Raw genomic sequence first — 24614 nt, forward strand, 5'->3', positions numbered from 1 at the left:
GCGCTACGAGCGGACGAACGGCCGGCGTTCCAGCACCCGGCCGGACAGGTCCGTCGTCATCGTCCCGACTTCGTCGTAGGCGTTGCTGACGTTGAACTCCACCACGGCGCCGAGCACGCGGTCGTGGGTGAAGGAGAACATCAGGCTGTCGGGGTCCTCGACGCGGGAGGCGCGCCGAGCCTTCGCGAGGTTGGCGACGACAGCGGCGAGGTCGACCTCGCGCAGGTCGAGGACGCGTTGGTCCCTGCTCGTCACCCGCGACGGGTCGAAGACCGTGGTCCAGCGCTCGTCGGGATTCCAGGTCCACCACTGCAGGCGGCGCTTGGCGATCGGCAGGAGGGCGGCGTCGGCGCTGGCCCGCTGCCGGTCGGTGACCGAGAGGTCGTAGGCCTTCCAGGTGCCGTGGGTCGCGTGGTACTCCGCGAGCAGCACCTGCAGCCCTGCGACCGAGTGGAGGTCGATGTCGGTTGCCGCCGGCGTCGGCGTGGGTGTCGCGGACCTGGTGGGGGAGGGCGCCGCAGGGGGTGTTGACGTGGCCTCGATCGCCTCGGCTGCGGGCGGCGCGTCGTCGCGGCCGGTGAGGGCCACGGCGCCCGCGACCCCGGCCGCGACCAGGCCGACGGCACCGAGGAGCAGCCTCCGCCGGGTCGGGTCGGGCCCGGGCTCGGGCAGCGGCGGCGGTTCGGTCAGGTCCTCGACGAGGGCGGCCAGCTCGGCCAGGCTCGCGACCCGCACCGCCATGTCGGTGCGCTCGAGCTGGTCGTCCCGCGTGATCTCGCTGCGGGTGCGGGCCTCGGCGAGGGCGCGGACCACGGAGAGCCGCTCGGTGTTGGTCGGGGTGCGGGCGGGCAGGGGGTCAGGCACCCGCCAGTCCTATCAGGAGCACCGCGAGGGCGAGCTCGATCCCGGCGCCGAAGACGTCGCCGGTCACCCCGCCGAACCGACGCACGGCGTGGGTCGTCAGCACCGCGACGACCAGGGCAGCCGCGCCCACGGTCACCGGCCCACGGACCGGGTCGACCAGCGCGGCCAGGGCGGCGAGCCCGGCCCAGCCGACGACGGCGACCAGCAGCGGCACCTGCCGGGTGAAGGTCACGCCCAGCCCGTCCGGCCGGGCGGGCGGGGCCAGGGTGCAGGCGGTGATCCAGAGCGCGGCGCGCGAGGCGCACACCGCGGCGCCGGCCACGACGGCCGAGCGCACCTCACCGCCGTACGACACGAAGGCCGTCAGCGCAGCGGCCTGCGCCCCGAGCACGAGCACCAGCGCGGCGACGCCGGCCGGGCCCGCCGTACCGCTCTTCATGACGGCCAGCGACCGCTCCCGGTCGTACGACGACGTGAGCCCGTCCGCGACGTCGGAGAGCCCGTCGAGGTGGAGCGCGCGACTGCCGACAGCGAGGGCCGCGAGCGCGGTGAAGGCGACGGCCAGCGCGGGCAGGTCGAGGCGGCCACCCGCCCACACGACCAGCCCGACCACTGCACCCAGCGGCAGCACGGCGAGCGGGGCGAGCAGCAGCGCGCCGGTCGCGACGCCGGGGGAGACCTTCAGCACCGCGGGGACCCGCAGCGCTGTCAGCATCCCGATCGACAGCCGCAGGCTGCGGCCGACGACGGCGACGGTCATGCGTCCTCGGCGGGCGGCATCAGGTCGGCGAGCAGCGCGACGTCGCGCAGCAGCGCGACCGCCGAGCGGAGCACGGGTACGGCGGCCACCGCGCCCGAGCCCTCGCCCAGCCGCAGCCCGAGGTCGAGGACCGGCTCCAGCCCGAGCTTCTCCAGCGCGAGGGTCTGCGCGGGCTCGGTCGAGCGGTGGCCGGCGGCGAACCAGGCGGCGGCGCCGGGCGCGACCCGGTCGGCGTACAGGGCGCAGGCGACGGACATCAGGCCGTCCAGCAGGACGGGTACGCCGCTCTCGGCCGCCTCCACGAGGTACCCGACGGTCGCGACCAGGTCGGCGCTGCTCAGCGCGGTCAGTGCGTCCATCGGGTCGGCGATCCGGTCGCCGGCGCGGTCGAGGGCCTGCTGGACGACGACCTGCTTGTGGGTGAGGGCGGCGTCGTCGACGCCGGTGCCGCGGCCGGTGACCTCGACGGCGGGGAGACCGAGGGCTGCCGCGACCATCGCGGCGGCGGGGGTGGTGTTGCCGATGCCCATGTCGCCGGACAGCAGCAGCTGGGCCCCGGCGGCGATCTCCTCGCGCGCGACGGTGCGACCGGCCGCGAAGGCCTGCGCGGCCTCGTCGGCGGAGAGCGCGTCCTCGACGTGGATGGCGCCGCTGCTGCGTCGTACCTTGTGCGCCCGGACCTCGGCCGGGACCCCCTCGAGGTCGTCGTCGACGCCGAGGTCGAGCACCCGGACGTGCACGCCGTGCGCGGACGCGAGCGCCGAGACACCGGCCTTGCCCATCACGAAGGTGCGCACCATCGCCGGCGTGATGGCCGGCGGATAGGCGGAGACGCCGTGCTGCGCGACTCCGTGGTCGCCGGCGAAGATCACCAGCCGCACGTTGTCGAGCGGCTGCGGCGGTACGACGCCCTGCGCCGCGGCCAGCCACACGCCGAGGTCGCCCAGGCGGCCCAGCGCGCCGGCCGGGGTCGCCAGGCCGGCGAGACGCTCGGCAGCGGCGGAGCGGACGTCAGGGTCGGGTGCGGCGAGAGCGCTCATGGTGCCGAACGCTACCGCCGCCCGGCCCTCCGGCAGCGGCCCGCTCAGGTGAAGAGCATCACCAGCGGCACGGTCGCGGCGTGCCCTAGGGTCCGGACGTGGCCCACACCGTGCTCGTCGTCCCGGTGCCCGCGCTGGAGGGTTACGTCCGCGGCCGGTGGGAGCACTACGACGCCGCCTGGGTCTCACCGGACCCGGCGTTCACCCACGCCCACGTCACCGCCCTGGCGCCGTTCCGGCCCGAGCCGGACGAGGCCGATCTCGCGCAGGTCGCCGCTATCGCCCGCACGACGCCCGCGTTCGACTTCGTGCTCGACGAGGTCACCGCCTTCCCCGACGGCATCGTCCATGCCATGCCGTCGCCGGTCGCGCCCTTCGCGTCGCTGACCGACCGGCTGTGGCGCGCGTTCCCGGACTGCCCGCCCTACGCGGGAGAGTTCGCGGACGTCGTACCGCACCTCACGCTGGAACGTCTCGGCCCCGACGTGTCGGTGGACTCGGTCACCGGCGACCTCGCGGGACTCCTCCCGGTGCGGGCCCGGGCCGAGCGCCTCGAGCTGCACCGGTACGCCGAGCGCGACTGCCGCGTCCTCGCGAGCTGGCCGCTCAGTGCGCCAGCTTGAGCCCGATCACGCACCCGAGCAGCCCGAGCAGCAGCAGGACCCGCACCGTGCTCACCGGCTCCTCGCCGCTGACCATCGCGATCACCACCGTCAGCGCGGCGCCGATCCCCACCCACACGGCGTACGCCGTCCCGACCGGCAGGGTGCGCATCGCCCATGCCAGGCCGGCCATGCTGGCGGTCAGGGTCACGAAGAAGACCGCCGACGGAACCAGCCTGCTGAACCCCTCGGACCGCGACAGGGCCGTCGCCCACGCTGCTTCGAGGACCCCGGAGAGCACCAGCACCAACCACGCCACGACAGCCACATCCTTCGCGGCCGTCTTGTCGCGCTCCGGGTACGGCTCCCTCGTCCGGCAACCGGTCACCGGCTGTATGCCGATTGTATGCGCGCCGATCGACATCCGCCGCCCCCACACTGCTACGCTGGTGGTCGTTGAAGAGTGCTCCGCAAGGAGCGCTCCTGCTCTCTCGGTGGGGGCAGAACATCTTGTCGCTCTTGGTCTTCGGTTCAGCTGGGCATCAGGCAAGGGATGTCTTCAGCACCAACGGCCCAGCAATTCGCCGGGTCGGAACACGAAACCAAGGAGAAAATCATGGCTCAGGGCACCGTCAAGTGGTTCAACAGCGAGAAGGGCTTCGGCTTCATCGCCCCGGCCGACGGCACCCCGGACGTCTTCGTCCACTTCTCGGCCATCCAGGGCAACGGCTACAAGTCGCTCGACGAGAACCAGCAGGTCGAGTTCGACGTCACCCAGGGCCCGAAGGGCCCGCAGGCGGAGAACGTCCGCGCGATCTGACGTACCCCGTCTGAACGCTTCGCGAGGCCCCCGGCACTTCGGTGCCGGGGGCCTCGTCCGTCTGCTGGCGCGTCACCAGCGCGGCAGGACCGCCGTCGGCATCCCGCCGTGCACCGCGGTCGCCAGGTTGGCCGCGACCTCGTAGGCATCGGCGAACCGCGGGAACTCCGCGCGCGACACGAGCACCCGGCTGCGCACCTGCGCCACCCGCCCGGCCTTCACGTCGTCGTGGCGGCTGGTGAACACGTCGAAGGCGTAGACGTCGTACGCCTCGCGCTCCTCAGCCTCCGCCACCTCCGCCACGTCCCGCAGCCTAGGCCGCCGCTGGCCTACCCTCGTGCGTGGCCGATCTGACCGAACCCTGTCCCAACTGCGGCACCCTGATGCGGTGGGAGACCTCCCACGAGCGGTGTGACGGCTGCGGCTACATCCGGCCGTGCTGCGAGGGCGCACCCTGCCGCTGAGCCGGTCGGACCGCGGCTCAGACGTGACCGCTGAGCTGCGCCAGACGGGTGGCGAGCGCGTCCACCAGGGCATCGGCCTGCTTCGTGGTCAGCCCGTCGCCGTCGCCGAGACTCGAGACCGGCAGTACGTCGACCGACAGCCGGGCACCGCCGGCCAGCGCCCGCAGCTCGTCGACCTTGGCGCCGAACGGTGAGCCGCTGCCGGGGGAGTAGTACCTGACGACCTCGTCGAGGTCGTCGGCGAACAGGTCCGCCTTGGTGACGGCGATGACCAGCCACACCGGCTTGTCCCGGCGCACGGCCATCGACGCGATCCGGTGGGCGGTGATCGTCCAGTCCTCGAGCTCGGCGGCCAGCTGGTCCTCGCGCGAGGCGATGGCGGGGCCCGTCGTACCGCCGGCGCGGCGGGGTGTCGCGTAGCCGTTGGCCACGACGTGGATCACGCCGTCGACCGGCTCGTCGTGGAACACCTCGTCCAGGGCGCCGAGCCGGGTCGCGGCGTTGTCGCCGGGCACCACGAGGAACCGGAATCCGTGGAGGCGCCGCGAGCGACGGGTACGACGCTCCATCACCGCCGAGCCCACCTCCGCCGCGCCGCCGGCCGGGCTGCGGCGGGAGAGCCGGTCGGCGAGCTGGGTCTTGCCGACCCCGGTCATGCCCGTCACCGCGACGGTCGGGTAGCGGCGACGCAGCGCGCGGTTGACCCGCTCGGGCGCGGCGGCCAGGGCGCCGAGCACGCCGGTGGCGACCGTGGCGCTCAGTGCCGCCATCCCGGGCTTGCGCACGACCGTGCGGGAACGACCACTCGGCGACACGACGCCTCCTCCGGCTGCTGACGGTGTGGGTTCAGAGCCTACGTTCCGAGGGGGTGCCGCAAGGCACTCCTCACGGCCTAGCCTGACCCATGGCCACCTTCACGCTCACCTGCATCGGCGACGACCGCCCCGGACTCGTCTCGGACCTCTCGGCCCACCTCCACGCCCACGGCGCCAGCTGGAACCGCAGCCAGATGGCACGGTTGGCCGGCAAGTTCGCCGGGATCCTGCTGCTGGACGTCCCCGACGCGCGGGCCGACGAGCTCGTCGGTGACCTGGCCGGGCTGGAGGGTGTCGGTCTGCAGGTCACCCTCGCCCGCACCGACGCCCCGTCCGGGGAGCCGGCCCTGCTGGTCGACCTGGCCCTGCTGGGCGACGACCGTCCCGGCATCGTCGCCGAGATCTCCGCGGCGCTGGCGCGCGAGCGGGTGAGCATCCGCGACCTGGCCACCGACGTACGCGAGGCGCCGATGGCCGGTGGCCACCTGTTCGAGGTGCGCGCCCTGCTGGAGGCACCGCAGGGGACCCGGGTCGAGGACCTGCGCGCCACCCTCGAGGCCATCGCCGACGAGCTGATGGTCGAGATCACCCTGTCGGAGACCGCGGACGTCCCGGTCTGACCGTCCCTGAGCACCAGGGCCGTTTGTGCGAACGTATGAATGGCCGCGTGCGATCTGTTACCTCGTCGAGGCTGCCCCGGTGTGACCTCCGTCGCCATGATGGCGCCACCTGGTGCCCGCCGCGGGCGCCGCGGAGGAGGACATCGTGGGACCAGAGACCTCGCAACGCCCCGTCGCCGCTCCCGCAGGAGAGCACGCTGCATCGCACGACGTGCTCAACCGTGGGTTCGGGTTCCGCTCGGCGCTGTCCCTGGCCTTCGCGGACATCTCGCCGATCGTCGCGCTGTACGCGATCTTCGCGCTCGGCCTGTTCGCCGCCGGCCCGCGCTTCTTCTGGGCGTTCCCGCTCGTGCTGGGCGGCCAGATGCTGGTGGCGCTGGTCTTCGGTGAGCTCGCCTCGCGCTGGCCGTACGCCGGCAGCGTCTACCAGTGGGCCCGCCACGCCCGCGGCACGGCGTGGGGCTGGACCGCCGCATGGGCCTACATCTGGGGCCTGACCCTGACCCTGTCGACGATGGCGTACGCCGCCGCCGGCTTCCTCCTCGAGGCGTTCGACGTCGTCGAGCCGAGCCGGCTGCAGCTGATGGCCGTGTCGATGGCCATCATCGGTCTCGGCACCGCGGCCAACATGGTCGGCCGCCAGGTGCTCAAGGTGATGATCATCGCCAGCATCATGTGCGAGATCGTCGGCTCGGTCGTGCTCGGCATCGTGCTGCTGGCCTTCCACCGGGTCAACCCGGTCTCCACGCTCTTCGACGGCCTCCCGCACGCCGACGGCGGCACGCTGAGCACGATGCTCGTCGCGACCGCCTTCGTCGGCTGGGCGTTCCTCGGCTTCGAGTCGGCCGGGTCGATCGCCGAGGAGGTCGAGGAGCCGGAGCGCAACGTGCCGAAGGCGATCGTGTTCGGCCTGCTGCTCGTCGGCACGATCGTGATGTTCTCGGCCGTCGCCGTCATCCTCGCGATCCCGGACCTGCCCGCCGTCCTCACCGCGCAGACCGGCGACCCGGTCTCGGCGACGCTGACCACCCAGCTCGGCGCCTCGATCGCCAAGCCGCTGCTCGTCATGTTCGTGATCGGCTTCGTCTCGGCGTTCCTCGCCGTCCAGTCCGCGGTCTCGCGGGCGGTCTACGGCATGGCCCGCGACGGTGCCCTGCCCGGCGCGAAGGCGCTGTCGCGGCTCGCCGGCCCGGAGCGGATGCCGATCCGCGCGATCGGCCTGACCGCTGTCGTGTCCGCGCTCTTCCTGCTCCTCGCGGGCTCCGACCTCTACAACGTGCTGGTGAACTTCTCGGTCCTCGGCCCCTACATCGCCTTCGCCGTGCCGGTCTTCGCCGCCGCACTGCTCCGGCTCAACGGCCGCTGGGAGCCGGGCACCTTCTCCCTGGGCCGCTGGGGTGGGATCGTCACGTACGCCGCCGCAGTCTGGCTCGCACTCGAGATCGTCAACGTCCTCTGGCCGCGCACGCAGCCCGGTCAGCCCTGGTACATCAACTGGAGCATGGTGATCAGCTTGGTAGCGCTCGGCATCGTCGGCGTCGCGGTCTACGCGAGCCGGCGCGACAAGATCAGCGAGCCCGTGGGGGAGCGGTCGTGACCGGGCGGGACGCACGCGTCGCCGTCGTCACCGGCGCCGCCTCCGGCATCGGCGCGGCCGTGTGCCGCGCGCTGGAGGAGACCGGCTGGACCGTGTGCGGCATGGACATGCGCCGAGCCGACCACCTCGAGCACACGGTGGTCTGCGACGTGTCGGACCCGCACGCCGTCAAGGCGGGCCTGGCCCGGGTACAGGCCGAGGTCGGGCCGATCGGTGCCCTCGTCACGGCCGCCGGCCACTACGAGCTGGTGCCGTTCTCCGAGATCGGCGAGGACCGGTGGGCGCGGATGATGCGCGTCCACATCGGCGGCCTGCTCAACCCGGTCCGCGAGGTGCTGCCCGGCATGATCGAGCGCGGCGAGGGCGCGATCGTCGCGATCTCCTCCGAGCTCGGCATCGCCGGCACCGAGAGCGAGGCGCACTACTCCGCCGCCAAGGGCGCGATCCTCGGCTTCGTCCGCAGCCTCGGCGCCGAGGTCGCCGGGCACGGCGTCCGGATCAACGCGGTCGCCCCCGGCCCGACCGACACCCCGCTGCTGCCGGCGCCGCAGCGCACGCCGGAGTACCTCGCCTCCCTGCCCGCCCGCGCCCTCGGCCAGCCCGAGGACATCGCGCAGGCCGTGCAGTTCCTCGTCGACGAGGGTGGCTTCTGCTTCGGCGAAGTCATCTCGCCCAACATGGGAGCAGTGATCTGATGAGCGACTTCCAGCCCCCGCGCCACCAGGAGGGCCGCGTCGCGGTCGTCACGGGCGCCACCCAGGGCATCGGCCGCGCGATCGCGCTGCGCCTGGCCGCCGAGGGCGCGACGGTGGGCGTCAACGGCCGCGCCGACACCGACCAGATGCGCGAGGTCGTCGAGCTCACCGGCGGCTTCCCGGTGGTGGCCGACATGGCCGACGCCACCTCCGTGCGTACGGCGTTCGCGAAGGTCGAGCAGGAGCACGGCCCGGTCGACGTGCTGGTCTGCAACGCGGCGTACATGTCGATGAGCCCGCTCCTCGACCAGCCGCTCGACGACTGGTGGCGCAACATCGACACCAACCTGTCCGGCACCTACCGCTGCGTGCAGTCGGTGCTGCCCGGGATGCGCAGCAAGGGCCGCGGCAACATCGTGATCATCACCTCCGAGTGGGGTGTCGTCGGCTGGCCGAACGCGACGGCGTACGCCTCCTCCAAGGCCGGTCTGATCGCGTTGACCAAGTCGCTCGGTCGCGAGCTCGCGCCCGAGAACATCACCGTCAACGCGGTCGCCCCCGGCATCATCGACACCCCGCAGCTGCAGGTCGACGCCGACGACGCCGGCCTCACGCTGGAGGAGATGCACGTCGAGTACGGCAAGGCGATCCCCGCCGGCCGGATCGGCCGACCCGAGGAGATCGCCGCCACCGTCGCGCTCCTCGCGCGGCCCGGCCTGACGGCCTTCGTCGGCCAGACCCTGTCCGCCAACGGCGGCAGCACCCGCGCCCGCGCCTGACCCACTCGCACCACGCAACGAAGGGACTCCCATGACCTCGGGTGACGCCACCCTCCCCGCCGGACCGATCGCCTGGCCGGCCGGCTTCCGCGCCGCCGCCAACCTCGGCTTCGACCTCGACTCCGAGGACGTCGCGCTCACCATCGACCCCGGCACCCGCGACCGGCTGTCGGTGATGAGCCACCAGGCGTACGGCGCCCTGACCGGCGTCCCGCGGGTGCTGGACCTGCTCGACCGGTTCGACCTCAAGGCCACCTTCTTCGCGCCCGGCTACACCGTCGAGCGCTACCCGGACCTGCTCCGCCGGATCCGCGACGCCGGGCACGAGATCGCCCACCACGGCTACCTGCACGAGGCCATGGCCGGCCTGTCGTACGACGAGGAGGCGGCCGTCATCGACCGCGGGCTCGAGTCGCTGGAGAAGGTGCTCGGCGTGCGTCCCGTCGGCTACCGCGCACCGCTGTGGGAGACGTCGTACTCCACCGCCGAGATCCTGCTCGACCGCGGCTTCCTCTACGACTCCAGCCTGATGGACTCCGACCTGCCCTACGAGCTCGCCGAGCGACCGGGGGAGGGCGCCCGCTCGCTCGTGGAGATCCCGGTGTCGTGGGCGCTCGACGACTGGGAGCAGTTCGCGTTCGTGCCGGAGGTCTTCGGCCCCGGCGTGATCGAGGACCCGGCCAAGGCGCTGTCGATGTGGACGGGCGAGCTGACCGAGGCCTACCGCTACGAGTCCTGCTTCACGCTGACCGTCCACCCGTTCCTCAGCGGCCGGCTCGGCCGGATCCGGGCGCTGGAGTCGCTGCTGGAGACGATGGCGGCGATGCCGGAGTTGTGGGTCACGACCTGCGGTGAGATCGCCCAGCACGTGCGCAGCCTGGACCTCACCCCGCGGGTCTTCCCCCAGCCGGAGATCCCGGGGGCCTGACGAGCCCTATCCTCGCCCCATGGCGATCACCGTCGCGGACCTGCTCGAGATGCAGCACCTGCGGCTGCACCTGGTCTCGGGCAAGGGCGGCGTGGGCCGCTCGGTGTCCTGGACGCACGGCTCGGACCTGCCCGAGCCGTGGCGCTGGCTGACCGGCGGCGAGCTGCTGCTGACCAACGGCATGTCCTTCCCGGAGGGCGGCGCCGAGCAGCAGGAGCTGATCGAGAAGCTCGACGAGGCGGGCGCCAGCGCGCTCGCGATCGGCGAGAAGATGTACTGCCCTCCGCTCACCGACGAGCTGCTTGCCACCAGCGAGCGGCTCGGGCTCAGCGTGCTGTCGGTGGAGTACCCGATGCCGTTCGTGGCGATCTCCCAGGCGGTCGCCGCGGCCAACCTGCTCGAGCAGTCCGACCGGCTCGTGCGCACCGAGAAGATCTACCGGACCGTGCAGCGCATGGTCAGCACCCACGAGGGCACCTCGGTGCTGCGCGAGCCGCTGGCCCAGGTCCTCGGCTGCGAGGTGCACGTGTGCCACCGCGAGTCGGGGGAGCCGTGGTACCCCGAGGACCCGCGTTTCGACCCGGTGCTCGCCGACGCACTGCACGAGATCACCCGCGGTACGGCGGACCTGCGGGCCGGGGCGCTCGTCGTACCCCTGGCGGACGGGCGGGACCTGCGGCTGATCGACATCCCGACCCAGCAGGGCGCGCTGATGGTGCTGGTCTCCAAGGGCCGCAGCCCGGTCGACGCGATCCTCATGCAGCACGCCGTCACCGTGCTCGCCCTCGAGCTGTCCCAGAGCGTCGTGGCCAACGAGCACCGGCGGCGGATCGGCGCCGAGCTGCTGGCCCAGCTGCTCGAGGGTCGGGTCGAGGCGCGGGCCGCCGGCCGCCAGCTCAAGGGCCTCGGCGTCGACCCCGCGAAGTCGCGCCTGTACGCCGTCAGCGGCGACGACGTCGGCCGGCTGCGCGACGTCCACATCGCCCTGTGGCGCAACGGGATCGGCCACGTCGTCACCTACCGCTCCGGCGTGCTCTACGTGCTCGCGCCACCCGCCACCGAGGTGCAGGACGTGTTCCGCGCCGACCTCGGCCCCCAGGCCCTGATCGGCGTGAGCGCCCCGCTGCGCAACGTCGACCGGGCACCGGAGGCGCTGCGCGAGTCGGCGTGGGCGCTGCGGGCCGCGGAGGGCTCGGTCGGGCGCACCTTCCACTACGGCGACGCCAGCCCGATCGTCGGCGTCGGCGGGCTCGACGACGCCGCCGCGCTGGTCTCCCGGGTCCTCGGGCCGCTGCTGGAGTACGAGCGCGTCCACGACACCCCGCTGCTCGCCACCCTGGACGCCTTCCTGGGCCACCAGCGCTCCTGGCAGCGCACCGCCGACGCGCTCCAGGTGCACCGGCAGACGGTGCTCTACCGGATCCGCAAGGTCGAGGAGATCACCGGCCGCACCACCAGCGAGACCGCGGACATCGCCGAGCTCTGGCTCGCGCTGCGGGCGCAGTCCCTGATCGCGCCCGCGAAGGGGCCGGCAGCTCGTCCCTGACCCGCACCCGGTTGTGCGATCGCACGAAACCTCTCGTGCCGGGTGTGGCGGATCGTGGGCAGACCTGTGACCTGGGTCGCAGGCAGTCTGGTCACACCGGGAAACCGGGGACCACCGATCCGCAGAGGAAGTGTGAACGTGCAGGCAGCAGTCGAAGACGCCGACGTCCTGATCGTCGGCGCGGGCCCCTCGGGCGCGGTGGCGGCGTACGAGCTGGCCAAGCGCGGCTTCAAGGTCGTCTGCCTCGAGCAGGGCGACTGGAACCTCCCCGACGACTTCACCGGGGACAAGCCCTCCTGGGAGCTGGCTCGCCTCAAGCAGTGGCACCCCAGCCCCAACCGGCGCGGCAACGACGCCGACTACCCGATCAACGCCGACAACAGCCCGCTCGAGCCGCTGCTGTTCAACGGCGTCGGCGGCAGCAGCATCCTCTACTCGGGCCACTGGGTGCGCGCCCTCCCGTCCGACTTCCGGGTCAAGACGCTCGACGGGGTGGCGGAGGACTGGCCGTTCACCTACGAGGACCTGCGCCCGTTCTACGACGAGGTCACCCACCACATCGGCGCCTCCGGCCTCGAGGGCGACCCGTCGTACCCCGACGCCCACACCTTCCCGCTGCCGCCGCTGCCGATCGGCAAGGCCGGCCTGCGCGCGGCCCGCGGCATGGACAAGCTCGGCTGGCACTGGTGGCCGGCGCCCAACGCGATCTCGTCGCGTGCCTTCCGCAACCGCCCCGCCTGCCAGCGGTACGGCGCCTGCGAGTCCGGCTGCCCGGCCGGCGCCAAGGCCAGCGCCGACCTCACGTACTGGCCGGACGCGATCGCCGCCGGCGCGGTGCTCATCACCGGCGCCCGGGTCCGCACGCTGACCACCAACGAGAACGGCCTGGTCGCCGGTGCGGAGTACGTCGACCGCGACGGCCACTGGCACCACCAGCGCGCGGGCATCACGATCCTGGCCGCCAACGGCATCGGCACCCCGCGGATCCTGCTCAACTCGGCCAGCTCGGCGCACCCCGACGGCCTCGCCAACTCCTCCGGCCTGGTCGGCAAGCGGCTGATGATCCACCCCTACGCCTCGGTCTACGGCACCTACGACGAGGACCTCGAGAGCCACCTCGGCCCGGCCGGTCAGTCGCTGCAGTCGCTGGAGTTCTACGAGACCGACGAGTCCCGCGGCTTCGTACGCGGCGGCAAGTGGAACCTGATGCCGACCCCCGGCCCGCTCAACCGCGTGCTCTGGGAGCCTGGCACCGACTGGCGTGACGGCTTCGGCAGCAGCTTCCACGACAAGCTCAGCAGCACCTTCGGCCGCACCCTCGAGTGGGGCATCACCACCGAGGACCTGCCCGAGGAGAGCAACGAGGTCGTCCTGGACCCCGAGCTCACCGACTCCGACGGGATCCCGGCCGCCAAGATCAACTACCGGATCACCGAGAACAACGACCGGCTGCTCGACTTCCACATCGCCCGCGCCGTCGAGGCCCACGAGGCCGCCGGTGCGGTCAGCATCCACGTCGACCGCGTGGTCCGCGACAGCGGCTGGCACCTGCTCGGCAGCGCCCGGATGGGCGAGGACCGCACGGACTCCGTCGTCGACCAGTGGGGTCGCTCGCACGACATCCCGAACCTGTTCGTCCTCGACGGCAGCAACTTCGTGACGTCGACCGGCGTGAACCCGACCGCGACGATCATGGCGGTCGCGCTGCGCGCCGCCCGTCACCTCGCCGACAACCGGTCCAACCAGGTCTCCGCCTCCTGACGGCCACGACGGACAGCAAAGGACACCGTGATGCTCGAACCCACCGCCCGTGACCGCCTGGCCATCCTGGCCGACGTCCTCATCCCCGGCTCGGGTGCCTTCCCGTCCGCGTCGGCGGCCGGCGTACCCACCGACCTGATCGACCGCGCGCTCGGGTTCCGCCCCGACCTGGTGCCCGCCTTCACCCGGGCCCTCGACCTGGCCGACGGCCTGGATGCCGAGGCCGCGCTCGACCTGATCTCCACCACCCACATCGCCGAGTTCGAGGCGCTGTCGACGCTGGTCTCCGGTGCCTACCTGCAGAGCCCGCAGGTGCAGCAGGCGCTCAACTACCGCCCGGCCCCGCGCCAGGCCAACGACGACATCGACACCTACGTCGACATGCTGGAGGTCGTCGTCGACCGCGGCTTCGACATCCACGGAGCGGACCTGTCGTGACCGTCCTGTCCCACGTCATCGACGGCGCCGCCTGGGAGGGCGACGGACCTGCGACCCAGGTGGTCGTGGATCCGTCCACCGAGCAGGTCATCGCCCACGCCCGTCGCGGCACCGCCGCGGACGTCGACCGAGCAGTCGGCGCGGCCCGTCGTGCGAGTGCCGACTGGGGGCGGCGTACGCCGAAGGACCGCGCCGACGCGCTCCTCGCCATCGCCGCGGTGGTCGACGAGCACGCGGCCGAGCTCGCCGAGCTGGAGTCACGCAACACCGGCAAGCCGCAGGGCCTCGCCGCCGACGACGTCGCCGGCACCGCCGACACCTTCCGGTTCATGGCCGGCGCGGTCCGCGCGCAGGTCGCTCTCGCGGCGGGGGAGTACGTCGAGGGCAGCACCTCGACCATCCTGCGCGAGCCGGTCGGCGTGGTCGGCGCGATCACGCCGTGGAACTACCCGCTGCTGATGGCGGCCTGGAAGCTCGGGCCGATCCTCGCCGCCGGCAACACCTGCGTGCTCAAGCCCTCGGAGCAGACCCCGCTCAGCACGCTGCGCCTCGCCGAGCTGGTCGCCGACGTGCTGCCGGCCGGCGTCCTCAACGTCGTCACCGGCGACGGTGCCGTCGTCGGCGCCGCCATCGCCACCCACCCCGGCATCGACCTGGTCTCGGTCACCGGCAGCGTGCGCAGCGGCCAGGCCGTCGCCGCCGCCGCGGCCGCCACCCTCAAGCGGGTCCACCTCGAGCTCGGCGGCAAGGCACCGGTCCTGGTCTTCGCCGACGCCGACCTCGACGCGGTCGCCGACGGCATCGTGTTCGCCGGCTTCGGCAACACCGGCCAGGACTGCGGTGCGGCCTGCCGGGTGCTGGTCGACGCCGCCGTCCACGACGACCTGGTCGACCGCCTCGTCAAGCGGGTCGAGGCGATGGTCGTCGGCGCTCCGACCGACGGCGAGGACGTCGAGATGGGACCGCTCGTCTCCCGCGAGCACCACGCCCGCGTCGTCGCCGCCCTCGAGAAGGCGTACGCCGACGGCGCCCGTGCCGCCGTCGGGGGCACGGTGCCCGACCGGCCCGGCTTCTTCGTCGAGCCGACCGTGCTCGTCGACATCCCCGACGGTGCGGCCTGCACGACCGAGGAGATCTTCGGCCCGGTCGTCACCATCGAGACCTTCACCGACGAGGACGCGGCGATCGCCGCGGCCAACGCCACGCCGTACGGCCTCTCGGCCTCGGTGTGGACCGAGAACGCCCGCCGGGCAGCGGGCCTTCCGAGCAGGCTGGACTTCGGGACCGTCTGGGTCAACGACCACCTCGCCTTCGCCACGGAGATGCCGTGGGGCGGCTTCAAGTCATCCGGCTACGGCCGCGACCTGTCGGCGTACGCGCTCGACGACTACTCACGCACCAAGCACGTCATGGTCAAGCACCACGCGTGACCCTCAGCAGCGAAGGAACACCGCCATGTCGCAGGAAAGCACGCTCGTCGAAGGCCTGACGATCCAACCGGTGCCGGAGTCGCAGCGCACCGGCAAGGTCCAGCACCTGTTCTCCTTCTGGTTCACCGTCCAGATCATCCCGCTCGCCGTGGTGACCGGCCTCCTGGGGCCGACCATCTTCGGCCTCGACGTGGGCTCGACGATCCTCGCGATCGTCAGCGGCAGCCTCGTGGGCGCGGTGTTCATGGCGCTGCACTCCGCCCAGGGATCCAAGCTCGGCGTGCCCCAGATGATCCAGGCGCGGGCGCAGTTCGGCATGTACGGCTCGGTGCCGATCACCGTGATCGTGGTGCTGATCTACGTCGGCTGGATCGTGTCGCTGATGGTGCTGGCGCAACAGACTCTGGGCGCGGTGTTCACCGGGCTCGGCCACACCGCCGGCCTGCTGCTCAGCACCGCGCTGACCCTGACCGCCGTCGTGGTCGGCTACCAGCTCATCCTCCGCTTCAACCGCATCATGGTCTGGCTCTCGGGCCTGGCCCTGGTCCTCACCCTCGTCTACACCGGCATGGAGGCCGCTGACGGCGGCGCCAGCATCACCGCCGCGGGCGGCTCGTTCAGCTGGGCCGGCTTCCTCGGGATGGCCTCGGTGGTCGGTGTGTGGCAGCTGTCCTACGCGCCGTACGTCTCCGACTACTCGCGCTACCTGCCCTCGAGCACCGGCACCCGTGCGGCGTTCTGGTACACCTACGCCGGCACCGTGCTCGGTGTGATCGGGGCGATGACCGTCGGTGCCTTCCTGGTCGCGGGGCTCGGCGCGGACGGCGTGCTCGCCGACCTCGACAACATCATGCCGAAGCCGGTGTTCGTCTTCGTGATGCTGGCGTTCTTCCTCGGCGCGATCGACGCCGGTGTGATCAACATGTACGGCTCGTCGCTGTGCGTGCTGACCTGCATCCAGACCTTCAAGCTGAAGTGGGCGCCGCGCGCCTCGGCCCGTCACATCGTCGCCGGCGTGCTCGCGATCGCCGTGTTCGTCGCCTCCACGACCGTCTCCGACGACTTCATGGCCGACTACACGAACTTCATCCTGGTGCTCGCCTACCTGCTGGTGCCGTGGAGCATCATCAACCTGGTCGACTACTACCTGGTCCACAAGGGCCACTACGACCCGAGCTCCTTCAGCGACCCGAACAGCGGCTACGGCTCGTTCAACGTCCCCGCGCTGCTCAGCTACGTCCTCGGCTGCCTCGTCCAGATCCCGTTCATGTCGACCACGCTGTACGTCGGCGCGATCGCGAAGCAGACCGGCGCCGTCGACACCTCCTGGATCGTCGGGAGCATCGCCACCGCCTTCATCTACCTCGGACTGCTCCGCGCCTGGCGCCAGCAGCCGGCTCACGTCCTCACCCCCGAAACGGAGATCTCCGCATGAGCAAGCACCAGCCGATCGGCGCCCTCGAGGCGACGAAGGTCCCGCGGTACGCCGGTCTCGGCACCTTCGCGCGGATCCCGTTGATCGAGTCGGTGCCGGACTACGACGTCGCGATCCTCGGCGTCCCGTTCGACGGCGGTACGTCCTACCGGCCCGGCGCCCGGTTCGGCCCGATGGGCATCCGCCAGGCCTCGCGCCACCTGCGGCCCCGGTTCCACGTCGAGCTCGACACCGCGCCGCTGGACGAGATCCAGGTCGTCGACGCCGGCGACGTGCCCTGCACGCCCTTCAACATCGAGGAGGCCATGCAGCAGATCGAGGACATGGCCCGCGACGTCCACGGCCAGGCCGGCCGCCGCATCGTCACCCTCGGCGGCGACCACACCGTCGCGCTGCCGATGCTGCGGGCCGCGCACGCCCAGCACGGGCGGATCGCGCTGATCCACTTCGACGCCCACCTCGACACCTGGGACACCTACTTCAAGGCGCCGATCACCCACGGCACCGTGTTCCGCCGGGCCTTCGAGGAGGGCCTGCTCGCCGAGGACAAGTCGATCCACATCGGCATCCGCGGCCCGATCTACGACAAGATGGACCTCGTCGACGACGCATCCTTCGGCTTCCGGATCATCCGCGCCGGCGACCTCGACTTCCTCGGCGTCGAGGGGGCCGCGGAGCAGATCCGGCAGCGGGTCGGCGACGCTCCCGTCTACATCTCGATCGACATCGACGTGCTCGACCCGGCCTTCGCGCCCGGCACCGGCACGCCGGAGATGGGCGGGCTCAACAGCCGCGAGCTGCTGCACGTGCTGCGCCGGCTGGACGGGCTCAACATCATCGGCGCCGACGTCGTCGAGACGGCTCCCGACTACGACCACGCGGAGATCACCTGCGTCGCGGCGGCGACGGTCGCCTTCGACCTGGTCACCCTCATGAGCAAGACGCCCTCTTCCGTCGTGTCCTGAGGCGTGCCATCCTGACGCCGTCACAACTGAAGATCTGCCGTTCGTAGCCGAAGCAGGAGAGACCTCGCCACCGAGCGGGGCGCCGTAGGAGCAACTCTCCCCGAGAAACTCTCAGGCACCGTCACTGCTCGTGCGAGGCGACTCTGGAAAGACAGGACCTCCATGACCGGTCCTGCGCCCAAGGTGCAAGCCGCTGCCGCGGTGAAGCTCTCAGGCACCGATGACAGAGCGGGGAGGCCCACCACCACGACGGGAGCCTCCGCATGTCCACGAACGACGCCTTCGACCAGAACCTCGCCGACTACGACCCCGACGTCCACGCGGCGATCAGCGCCGAGCTCGCCCGCCAGCAGGGCACGCTCGAGCTGATCGCCTCGGAGAACTTCGCCCCGGTCGCCGTCATGGAGGCCCAGGGGTCGGTCCTCACCAACAAGTACGCCGAGGGCTACCCGGGCCGCCGCTACTACGGCGGTTGCGAGCACGTCGACGTCATCGAGCAGCTCGCGATCGACCGCGTGAAGGAGCTGTTCGGGGCCGAGGCCGCCAACGTGCAGCCGCACTCCGGCGCCCAGGCCAACGCCGCCGCCATGTTCGCGCTGCTGGACCCGGGTGACACGATCCTCGGCCTCGACCTCGCCCACGGCGGGCACCTGACGCACGGCATGCGGATCAACTTCTCCGGCAAGCTCTACGACGTCGTCGCCTACCACGTCGACGCCGAGGACTTCCGCGTCGACATGGCCGAGGTCGAGCGCCTCGCCCTGGAGCACCGGCCGAAGCTGATCGTGGCCGGGTGGTCGGCGTACCCGCGACAGCTGGACTTCGCCGAGTTCCGCCGCATCGCCGACCTCGTCGGCGCGTACCTCATGGTCGACATGGCCCACTTCGCCGGCCTGGTCGCGACCGGCCTGCACCCGAGCCCGGTCCCGCACGCCGACATCGTCACCACCACCACGCACAAGACGCTCGGCGGTCCGCGCGGTGGCGTGATCCTGTCGAAGGCCGAGCTGGCGAAGAAGATCAACTCGGCGGTCTTCCCCGGCCAGCAGGGCGGCCCGCTCGAGCACGTCGTCGCCGCCAAGGCGGTGGCGTTCAAGATGGCCGCCTCGCCGGCCTTCCGGGAGCGTCAGGAGCGGACCCTGGAGGGGGCCCGCATCCTCGCCGCGCGCCTCACCCAGCCGGACGTGGTCTCCGCGGGTGTCTCGGTGCTGACCGGGGGCACCGAGGTGCACCTGGTCCTCGTCGACCTGCGCGCGTCCGAGCTGGACGGCCAGCAGGCCGAGGACCGTCTCCACTCCATCGGCCTGACCGTCAACCGCAACGCCGTCCCCTTCGACCCCCGCCCGCCGATGGTCACCTCGGGACTGCGGATCGGCACGCCTGCGTTGGCGACGCGGGGGTTCGGTGCCGAGGCCTTCGCGGAGGTCGCCGACATCATCGCGGAGGCGCTGAAGCCGTCGTACGACGACTCGGTCGCTGCCAAGCTGCGGGACCGGGTCGCGGCGCTGGCTGCGGCGTACCCGCTCTACCCGGGGCTGTGATCTGTCCCTTGTGGAGTCATCTGCTCGCACGTCATGCGAGTGGATGACTCCACAAGGCGTCTTGTGAGGACCCGGGTCAGGCCAGCTGGGTGGCGGTGACCCGACCGTCGGCGACCTGCCAATGCTGGTCGAGCCGGACGTTGTCGAGCAGCCTGCGGTCGTGCGAGACCAGGAGCAGCGCGCCGTCGTACGAGTCGAGGGCCTGCTCGAGCTGCTCGATCGCCGGCAGGTCGAGGTGGTTGGTCGGCTCGTCGAGGACGAGGAGGTTGACGCCGCGGGCCTGCAGCAGCGCCATCGCGGCGCGGGTGCGCTCGCCGGGGGAGAGGCGGCCGACGAGGCTGGTGACCTGGTCGGCCTTGAGGCCGAACTTCGCCAGCAGGGTGCGTACGTCGGCCGGAGCCATGTCCAGCATGGCGTGCTCGAACGCGGTGCCGAGGGCCAGGTCGTCGTCGAGGCCGGTCCGGGCCTGGTCGATCTCGCCGACCGCGACCGAGGCACCCATGCTGGCCCGACCGGCGTCCGGGACGAGCCGGCCCAGGAGGAGGCGCAGCAGCGTGGACTTGCCGGCGCCGTTGGGGCCGACGATGCCGATCCGGTCGCCGGCGCTGACCTGCAGCGATGCCGGTCCGAACGTGAAGTCGCCGAGCTGTGCCGTTGCCTCGTCGAGGGTGGCGACGACCGAGCTGGACCGTGGCGCGGCGGCGATCGAGAAGCGCAGCTCCCACTCCTTGCGCGGCTCCTCGACCTCCTCCAGACGCGCGATCCGGGACTCCATCTGGCGGACCTTCTGCGCCTGCTTCTCGGACGACTCCGACTGCGCCCGGCGCCGGATCTTGTCGTTGTCGGGGGACTTCCGCATCGCGTTGCGCACGCCCTGGGAGCTCCACTCCCGCTGGACCCGGGCCCGGCCGACCAGGTCGGCCTTCTTGTCGGCGAACTCCTCGTAGGCCTCCCGGGCGTGCCGCCGCGCGATGGCGCGCTCCTCGAGGAAGGCGTCGTACCCGCCGTCGTACACGGCCACCTGGTGCTGCGCGATGTCGAGCTCGACCACCCGGGTCACGACCCGCGACAGGAACTCGCGGTCGTGGGACACGAGTACGACGCCCGCACGCAGTCCGCGCACGAACGTCTCCAGCCGTTCGAGCCCGGCGAGGTCGAGGTCGTTGGTCGGCTCGTCGAGGAGTACCAGGTCGAACCGGCTGAGCATCAGCACCGCCAGTGCTGCCCGAGCCGCCTGCCCTCCCGACAGGGAGGTCATCAGCGCATCCGGACCCACGTCCAGCCCGAGGTCGGCCAGCATCGGCGGCAGCCGCTCGTCGAGGTCCGGTGCGCCACTGGCCAGCCAGTGGTCGAGGCTGTGGGCATAGGCATCCGCGACGGCGGCTGACTCGTCACCGGCACCCAGCGCCGCAGCAGCCGCCTCCATCGCGTCGGTCGCCGACGCGGCTCCGGTGCGGCGGGCGACGTACTGACCGACGGTCTCGCCCTCGAGCCGCTCGTGCTCCTGGGGGAGCCACCCGACGAACGCGTCGGAGGGGGCCGTGGAGACCAAGCCGTCGAGCGGTGCGAGCTCACCGGCGAGACTCCGCAGCAGCGTTGTCTTGCCCGCGCCGTTGGCGCCGACGACCCCCACCACGTCGCCCGGTGCGACCGTGAGGTCGAGGGACTCGAACAGGGTGCGGTGAGCGTGGCCCCCGGCGAGGTTCTTGGCAACGAGGGTGGCGCTCATGGGGCGATCGTAGTTTCCCTGGTGCGACGGAATCCGGCGCCCCTCATCGGATACCGCTCGGGCGTCGGCGACGACCCGCCGCTGGCCAGGACCCGCAGAGTTGTCGACGAGATGGCCGCGCAGCGGTGACCGGTCCGACTCCGGTCTGGGCCGCAAGGGATCTGCGGTCGGCTGTGCCCTGGTGTCCGCGCGCTCAGCTGAGCCAGTGCCGGTCTTCGCGCGGGACCGCCTCGAGCAGCTCTTGTGTGTACGGGTGCGTGGGATCGTCCAGCACCTGGGAGGTGCTCCCCGCTTCGACGCACCGACCGCCGCGGAGCACATAGACGCGCTGCGTCGCCTGCCGGACGACCGCGAGGTCGTGCGTGACGAAGAGCAGGGCCATGTCGAGCTCACGGACGAGTCGGGCGAGCAGGTCGAGGACCTGGGCCTGCACCGAGACGTCGAGCGCCGACACTGACTCGTCGCAGACGAGCAGCTCCGGTTCGGGGGCGAGCGCACGGGCGATCGCGACGCGTTGGCGTTCCCCGCCCGACAGGGCCGCGGGCCGCCGCCGTGCGTGAGCCGGCGTCAGGCCGACGAGCTCGAGCAGCGCGGCGACGTCGGACGCGCCGTGCGGGCGCCCGAACGCCGCCAGCGAGTCCGCGAGCGTCGCGCCGACCGGGCGCACGGGATGCAGGCTCGAGTACGGGTCCTGGAAGACCATCTGGACGACGCCGCGCAGTCGGCTCGCCTCACCCGTGTCCAGGTCGCCCCACGACGGGAACGTCCGGCCGGACAGCTCAATCGTGCCGGCGGTCGGCGTCTCGAGCCCCACGACGCAGCGGGCGAGCGTCGTCTTGCCGGAGCCGGACTCGCCGACCAGGCCGACGGTCTCGCCCCGGGCGACGTGGAGGTCGATGTCCTCGAGCGCCGGCGAGGCGGAGCCGTGGAAGGACTTGCCGAGACCGGTCACGCGCAGCAGCGCCCGGTCGCTGGCGGCCACCAGTGCGGGCGGCACCTCGGCCTCGCGGCGGTCGCGGCGGTCGCGGCGCAGCGGCCCGAGCTCTCGGATGCGCACGCAGGCGCTGAGGTGGCCCGCATCGACCTCGACGAGCGGCGGCGGTCCGGTGGTGCAGACCGTGGTCGCGTGCGCACAGCGGTCTGCGAACGGGCAGCGGTCGGCCACCTCGTCGTGCGCCGGGACCGACCCGGGCGGCGCCGGCAGCGACGCGAGCCGCTCGTCGACCGGCGGCTCCGCATCGAGGAGCGCCGCCGTGTAGGGATGGCGCGGCTCGGCCTGGACCTGGGCCGTCGGCCCGACCTCCAGCATCCTGCCGGCGTACATCACCATCACGCGCTCGCACATCGAGAACGCGACGCGGAGGTCGTGGGTGATCATCACGAAGGACATGCCGCGGTCGTGCTGGATCCGGCGGACCAGGCGCAGGATCTCGCGCTGGGTGGTCACGTCGAGCGCGGTCGTCGGCTCGTCCGCGACGAGCACCTCGGGATCGCTGACCAGGGCGGCGGCGATGCCGACCCGCTGTCGCATGCCGCCCGAGAGCTGGATCGGGTAGCGGTCGGCGACGTCGGGGGAAAGGCCGACCTCCTCGAGCCGCCGGGCGACCTCCTCGCGTCGCCGACGCCGGTTGCGGCGTACTTCGCGCGGCATCCCGTCGGCGAGCTGGGCGCCGACGCGGCGCAACGGGTTGAGCATCGTGAAGGGGTCCTGCATCAGCAGCGCGATCCGGCGCCCGCGGAGCGGGCGCGCGAGCCGGGGGTCGGCGCCGATGACGGTGCCGGCGACCTCGACGTGCCCCTCGGCGACCAGCCCGGACGGCAGCAGGGCGAGGAGGGAGCGCGCGGTCAGGCTCTTGCCGGACCCGGACTCGCCCACGATCGCGAGCGACTCGCCGGGTGCGAGCGCGAGGTCGACGCCCGACACGAGGATCCGGTCGGTCCCGTCGGCACCGGGCATGCGCACCCGGAGCCCGCGTACGTCGACACAGAGTGCGGTCATCGTCGGAGTCCTCTCTCGTCGAGGCGCCGGTGCAGCCAGTCGCCGACGACGTTGACGGCCGCCGCGGTGACGATGATGGCCAGGCCGGGCGCGACAACGGCCCAGGTGTTGGAGAGCAGCAGGCTGCGGTTGTCGGCGAGCATGCGGCCCCAGTCGGCCGATCCGGGCGCGATGCCGAGACCGAGGAACGACAGCGACGACAGCGCGACGAGCGCGAAGCCGAAGTTGAGGAAGGCGTTGCCGGTGACGACCGGGGCGATGTTGGGCCAGATGTAGCGCAGTGCGATCGTCCGGTCGCGCAGGTTGGAGAGCCTGGCCGCCTCGACGTAGGGCCGCTGCCGCTGCTCGAGCACGGCGGCACGGACCACGCGCGTGTCGCCCGGCGAGAACAGCACGACCAGGGTGAGCACGGCGAGCAGGTAGCCGCCGCCGACCACGCCGGTGACGACGATGGCGACGAGCAGCGCCGGGAGGGAGAACATCAGGTCGGTCCAGCGCATCGCGACCTGGTCGACCCAGCCGCCGCGGTAGCCCGCGGGCAGGCCGATCAGGTGGCCCAGGAGCAGCGAGCCTGCGGCGATGAGCAGCGCGCCGAGCACGGAGCTGCGTGCGCCGACGGCGACCATCTGCAGGACGTCGCGCCCGAGGTCGTCGGTGCCGAGCGGGTGGGCGGCGCTGGGGCGCGAGACGCCGAGCAGCACGTCCTGCTGGGTGGCGTCGGGCAGGAGCAGCGGACCGATGAGCGCGGCGAGGAGGGCGAGCCCGGAGACGACCAGGCCCACGGCGACGACGGTGCCCGGCCACCGGCGGGGGCGCAGCGGCATGCTCATCGCTTCCTCCTCACGAGCGAGACCCGCGGGTCCGCGGCGGCGTACGCCGCGTCGACGGCGAGGTTGACCAGCGCGATCAGGATCGTGAGCAGCAGCGCCACTCCCTGCACGACGGGCACGTCCTTGAAGGTGACCGAGTCGACCAGCAGCGAGCCCAGGCCCGGCAGGGCGAAGACCACCTCGACGAGCACCGACCCGACCAGGATCGAGGTGAGGACCAGCCCGGTCGCCGTCAGGATCGGCACGGCGCAGTTGCGCAGCGCGTAGCGCAGCACCCGCACGCCCCCGAGGCCGCGGGCCCGGGCGAAGACGACGTAGTCCTGGTCGAGCTCACGCACGAGCGAGGTCCGGGTGAAGCGGACCAGCAGGCCGGCGCCGCCGATCGCCAGGGCGACCGCGGGGAGCACCAGGTGCCACCACCGGTCGAGTCCGCCGTCGCCGGCGCCGTACACGGGGAACCAGCCCAGTCTGACCGCGAGCAGGCCGAGCAACAGCAGGCCGACGGCGAACGGCGGAGCGCTCAGGCCCGCGACGCTCAGGACGACGATCCCCTGGTCGGCGGCGCGACCCCGGCGCAGCGCGGCGGCGACGCCTGCGGGGATCCCGAGCAGGAGCGCGAACAGCGTGCCGAGCGCCGTCAGCTGCAGGGTCAGTGCGGCCCGCGACGAGATCGCCACGTCGACCGGCTCGCCCGAGCGGATCGAGGTGCCGAGGTCGCCGTGGAGGGCACCGGCGAGCCAGTTCCAGTACTGCACGAGCAGGGGGTCGTCGAGGTGGTACTGCGCACGGATCGCGGCGCGGGTCTCCTCCGTGGCCGGACGGTTGCCGAGCAGCGTGTGCTCGACCGAGCCCGGGGCCAGGTAGACGAGGCAGTAGATGCCGAAGGAGAGGACCAGCAGCACGACCGCCGTGCCGGCCAGCCGGCCGAGCAGGAACCGGGCCCACGCGGTGGCCAT

At 72.3% G+C, this 24614-nt stretch carries 24 protein-coding genes and 3 riboswitches; of the genes, 14 read left to right on the forward strand and 10 right to left on the reverse strand.

Features of this window, described 5'->3' with window-relative positions:
* Positions 1 to 3: 3 nt before the first annotated feature.
* The 3 genes from ACZYRU_RS11635 to cobT are packed head-to-tail and all read right to left on the reverse strand — an operon-like array spanning position 4 to position 2664.
* Positions 4 to 864: a hypothetical protein gene (locus tag ACZYRU_RS11635; RefSeq protein ID WP_488957258.1), complete on the reverse strand. Its 861-nt coding sequence runs from the start codon at positions 862 to 864 to the stop codon at positions 4 to 6.
* The gene (locus tag ACZYRU_RS11640; protein WP_488957259.1) at positions 857 to 1624 is read right to left on the reverse strand and encodes an adenosylcobinamide-GDP ribazoletransferase; all 768 of its coding nucleotides are present in this window, start codon (positions 1622 to 1624) and stop codon (positions 857 to 859) included. Before ACZYRU_RS11640 ends, ACZYRU_RS11635 begins: the two co-directional genes overlap by 8 nt.
* Entirely contained in the window at positions 1621 to 2664 is a 1044-nt protein-coding gene (cobT, locus tag ACZYRU_RS11645) for a nicotinate-nucleotide--dimethylbenzimidazole phosphoribosyltransferase (protein WP_488957260.1), read from the reverse strand. Before cobT ends, ACZYRU_RS11640 begins: the two co-directional genes overlap by 4 nt.
* A 98-nt stretch (positions 2665 to 2762) precedes the next feature.
* Here cobT and ACZYRU_RS11650 point away from each other — a divergent pair, with 98 nt between their 5' ends.
* Positions 2763 to 3287, forward strand: coding sequence for a 2'-5' RNA ligase family protein (locus ACZYRU_RS11650; protein ID WP_488957261.1), 525 nt, complete (start codon positions 2763 to 2765; stop codon positions 3285 to 3287).
* Here the strand turns inward: ACZYRU_RS11650 and ACZYRU_RS11655 are convergent.
* A complete protein-coding gene (locus ACZYRU_RS11655; protein ID WP_488957262.1) occupies positions 3271 to 3585 on the reverse strand; it encodes a DMT family transporter in 315 nt (104 codons plus the stop codon). The genes ACZYRU_RS11650 and ACZYRU_RS11655 overlap by 17 nt on opposite strands.
* Before the next feature lie 13 nt (positions 3586 to 3598).
* Positions 3599 to 3663, reverse strand: a riboswitch (guanidine-III (ykkC-III) riboswitch).
* A gap of 219 nt (positions 3664 to 3882) precedes the next feature.
* Between ACZYRU_RS11655 and cspE the strand changes: the two genes are divergently transcribed.
* Positions 3883 to 4086 (forward strand): transcription antiterminator/RNA stability regulator CspE, encoded by a 204-nt coding sequence (gene cspE, locus ACZYRU_RS11660; RefSeq protein ID WP_218234288.1) that lies wholly within the window; start codon positions 3883 to 3885, stop codon positions 4084 to 4086.
* Between the two features lie 72 nt (positions 4087 to 4158).
* Here the strand turns inward: cspE and ACZYRU_RS11665 are convergent, their stop codons facing one another.
* Positions 4159 to 4389 (reverse strand): hypothetical protein, encoded by a 231-nt coding sequence (locus tag ACZYRU_RS11665; RefSeq protein ID WP_488957263.1) that lies wholly within the window; start codon positions 4387 to 4389, stop codon positions 4159 to 4161.
* A gap of 178 nt (positions 4390 to 4567) precedes the next feature.
* Positions 4568 to 5365 (reverse strand): DEAD/DEAH box helicase family protein, encoded by a 798-nt coding sequence (locus ACZYRU_RS11670; RefSeq protein ID WP_488957264.1) that lies wholly within the window; start codon positions 5363 to 5365, stop codon positions 4568 to 4570.
* An 89-nt stretch (positions 5366 to 5454) separates the two neighbouring features.
* Here ACZYRU_RS11670 and ACZYRU_RS11675 point away from each other — a divergent pair, with 89 nt between their 5' ends.
* The 12 genes from ACZYRU_RS11675 to glyA all read left to right on the forward strand — a co-directional run bounded on the left by ACZYRU_RS11675 (position 5455) and on the right by glyA (position 19100).
* Entirely contained in the window at positions 5455 to 5985 is a 531-nt protein-coding gene (locus tag ACZYRU_RS11675) for a glycine cleavage system transcriptional repressor (protein WP_488957265.1), read from the forward strand.
* Positions 5986 to 6130: 145 nt separating this feature from the next.
* Positions 6131 to 7582 (forward strand): APC family permease, encoded by a 1452-nt coding sequence (locus ACZYRU_RS11680; protein WP_488957266.1) that lies wholly within the window; start codon positions 6131 to 6133, stop codon positions 7580 to 7582.
* A complete protein-coding gene (locus tag ACZYRU_RS11685; RefSeq protein ID WP_488957267.1) occupies positions 7579 to 8277 on the forward strand; it encodes an SDR family NAD(P)-dependent oxidoreductase in 699 nt (232 codons plus the stop codon). Before ACZYRU_RS11680 ends, ACZYRU_RS11685 begins: the two co-directional genes overlap by 4 nt.
* Positions 8277 to 9056: an SDR family NAD(P)-dependent oxidoreductase gene (locus ACZYRU_RS11690; RefSeq protein WP_488957268.1), complete on the forward strand. Its 780-nt coding sequence runs from the start codon at positions 8277 to 8279 to the stop codon at positions 9054 to 9056. Before ACZYRU_RS11685 ends, ACZYRU_RS11690 begins: the two co-directional genes overlap by 1 nt.
* Positions 9057 to 9087: 31 nt before the next feature.
* Complete coding sequence (locus tag ACZYRU_RS11695; protein ID WP_488957269.1) at positions 9088 to 9984, forward strand: polysaccharide deacetylase family protein; 897 nt, start codon at positions 9088 to 9090, stop codon at positions 9982 to 9984.
* 19 nt (positions 9985 to 10003) lie between these two features.
* Entirely contained in the window at positions 10004 to 11530 is a 1527-nt protein-coding gene (locus tag ACZYRU_RS11700) for a PucR family transcriptional regulator (protein ID WP_488957270.1), read from the forward strand.
* 138 nt (positions 11531 to 11668) lie between these two features.
* Positions 11669 to 13291, forward strand: a complete 1623-nt coding sequence (locus ACZYRU_RS11705; protein ID WP_488957271.1) for a GMC family oxidoreductase — start codon at positions 11669 to 11671, stop codon at positions 13289 to 13291.
* A 30-nt stretch (positions 13292 to 13321) separates the two neighbouring features.
* On the forward strand, positions 13322 to 13729 hold the full coding sequence (locus ACZYRU_RS11710) for a hypothetical protein (RefSeq protein ID WP_488957272.1): 408 nt from the start codon (positions 13322 to 13324) through the stop codon (positions 13727 to 13729).
* Positions 13726 to 15159: an aminobutyraldehyde dehydrogenase gene (locus ACZYRU_RS11715; protein WP_488957273.1), complete on the forward strand. Its 1434-nt coding sequence runs from the start codon at positions 13726 to 13728 to the stop codon at positions 15157 to 15159. Before ACZYRU_RS11710 ends, ACZYRU_RS11715 begins: the two co-directional genes overlap by 4 nt.
* Positions 15160 to 15184: 25 nt before the next feature.
* Entirely contained in the window at positions 15185 to 16594 is a 1410-nt protein-coding gene (locus ACZYRU_RS11720; protein ID WP_488957274.1) for a purine-cytosine permease family protein, read from the forward strand.
* A complete protein-coding gene (gene speB / locus ACZYRU_RS11725; RefSeq protein WP_488957275.1) occupies positions 16591 to 17559 on the forward strand; it encodes an agmatinase in 969 nt (322 codons plus the stop codon). Before ACZYRU_RS11720 ends, speB begins: the two co-directional genes overlap by 4 nt.
* Before the next feature lie 43 nt (positions 17560 to 17602).
* Positions 17603 to 17696, forward strand: a riboswitch (glycine riboswitch).
* A riboswitch (glycine riboswitch) is annotated at positions 17697 to 17796 on the forward strand. It abuts the riboswitch before it with no gap.
* 26 nt (positions 17797 to 17822) lie between these two features.
* The gene (glyA, locus tag ACZYRU_RS11730) at positions 17823 to 19100 is read left to right on the forward strand and encodes a serine hydroxymethyltransferase (RefSeq protein WP_488957276.1); all 1278 of its coding nucleotides are present in this window, start codon (positions 17823 to 17825) and stop codon (positions 19098 to 19100) included.
* Positions 19101 to 19176: 76 nt separating this feature from the next.
* On the opposite strand, the gene ACZYRU_RS11735 is transcribed toward glyA, so the two are convergent.
* From ACZYRU_RS11735 to ACZYRU_RS11750, 4 genes are all read right to left on the reverse strand, one after another.
* Positions 19177 to 20829 carry an ABC-F family ATP-binding cassette domain-containing protein gene (locus ACZYRU_RS11735; protein ID WP_488957277.1) on the reverse strand — a complete coding sequence of 551 codons (1653 nt, stop codon included), beginning with the start codon at positions 20827 to 20829 and terminating at the stop codon, positions 19177 to 19179.
* A gap of 193 nt (positions 20830 to 21022) precedes the next feature.
* Entirely contained in the window at positions 21023 to 22828 is a 1806-nt protein-coding gene (locus tag ACZYRU_RS11740) for an ABC transporter ATP-binding protein (RefSeq protein WP_488957278.1), read from the reverse strand.
* Positions 22825 to 23658: an ABC transporter permease gene (locus tag ACZYRU_RS11745; protein ID WP_488957279.1), complete on the reverse strand. Its 834-nt coding sequence runs from the start codon at positions 23656 to 23658 to the stop codon at positions 22825 to 22827. Before ACZYRU_RS11745 ends, ACZYRU_RS11740 begins: the two co-directional genes overlap by 4 nt.
* A complete protein-coding gene (locus tag ACZYRU_RS11750) occupies positions 23655 to 24614 on the reverse strand; it encodes an ABC transporter permease (protein WP_488957280.1) in 960 nt (319 codons plus the stop codon). Before ACZYRU_RS11750 ends, ACZYRU_RS11745 begins: the two co-directional genes overlap by 4 nt.

This window comes from Nocardioides sp. F233 (genome assembly GCF_057813895.1).